A 1,122-nucleotide genomic window follows, 5' to 3' on the forward strand; every position below is an offset into this window, starting at 1 on the left:
AGGGAGAGGGGGAGAGGAGAGGGGGAGAAGAGAAAGAGGGGGGGGAAGGAAAAAAAAAGAAAAGGGAGAGAAGGAAAAGAAAAGGGAAGGAGGGAAGGAAGGGGGGAAGAGGAAGGAAGAAAGGGAAAGAGAAAAGAAGGAAGAAAGAGAAGAAAGGAGGAGGGGGGGGAGGGAGAGGGAAGGAAAGAGGAAGAAAAGAGGAGGAGAGAAAGAAGAAAGGGGGAAGGAAAGGGGGGGAAAAAGAAGAAGAGAGAGGAAAAAGGAAAAGAGAAAGAAAAGGGGGGGAAAAGAAAAGAAAAAAAAAGGAAAAAGAGGAAAGAGGGGGGGGAAAAAGAAGGGGAGGAAGAAGAAGGAGAAAAAGGAAAAGGGGAAGGGGAAGGGAGGAGGGAGGGGGAGAAGGGGGGGGGAGGGAAGGGGGGAAGGGAGGAGAGGGGGAAAGAAGGGGAAAGGGGAAGGAAGGAGGGGGGGGGGGAAGAAGAAGGGGGAGAGGGAAGGGGAGGGGGAAAAGAGGAGGAAGAGAGGGGAGAAAAAAGAGGGGACAGGAAAGGAAGGTACCGAAAGAGGAAAAAGAGGAAGGAAAAAAGAGAAGAAAGGGAGGGAGAGAGAGAGGAGGGAAGGAGGAGAGAAAGAGAAGGGGAAAGAAGAAAGGAAAGAAGAAGGAGAGGGGGAGGGGGAAAGAGGGAGAAGAAAGAGGGGGAGAGAGAAAAAGGGGAGGGGAGAGGAGAGAGGGGGAGGAAGGAGAGGAAAAGGAAAGAGGAGAAGAGGGGGGAGGAGGAAAGGGGAGGGGGGGAAAGGGAGGAGGAGGGGGAAAGAGAGGAGAGAGGGGGGGGAAAGGGAGGAGAAGGAGGGGAGAAAAAAGAGGGAAAAGAGAAGGAGGAAGAGAAGAGGAGGAAAAGAAAAGAAGGAAAAAAAAAGGGAAGGAAAGGGAGGAGAGGAAAAGAGAGGGGGAAGAGGAAAAGAAGAGGGAAAAGAAAAGGGGGGAGGGGAAAGAAGAAGGAGGAAAGGGGAAAAGGGGAAAAAAGAAGGGGAAGGAGGGAAAAGGAAAGGGAAGAGGGAGGGGAGGGGGAAGGAGAAGGAAAGGGAAGAAGGGAGGAAGAGGAGAGAAAGGAGGAGAGAGAAAGG

Annotated in this window: 1 protein-coding gene; it reads left to right on the forward strand. The window is 52.4% G+C overall.

Annotated elements, in window-relative coordinates:
* On the forward strand, window positions 1-1,122 hold a 1,122-nt coding region (locus tag FHK88_RS14475; RefSeq protein ID WP_227429205.1), incomplete at both ends, for a hypothetical protein.

It is taken from the genome of Psychrobacter sp. I-STPA6b (genome assembly GCF_020662265.1).
Classification (GTDB): domain Bacteria; phylum Pseudomonadota; class Gammaproteobacteria; order Pseudomonadales; family Moraxellaceae; genus Psychrobacter.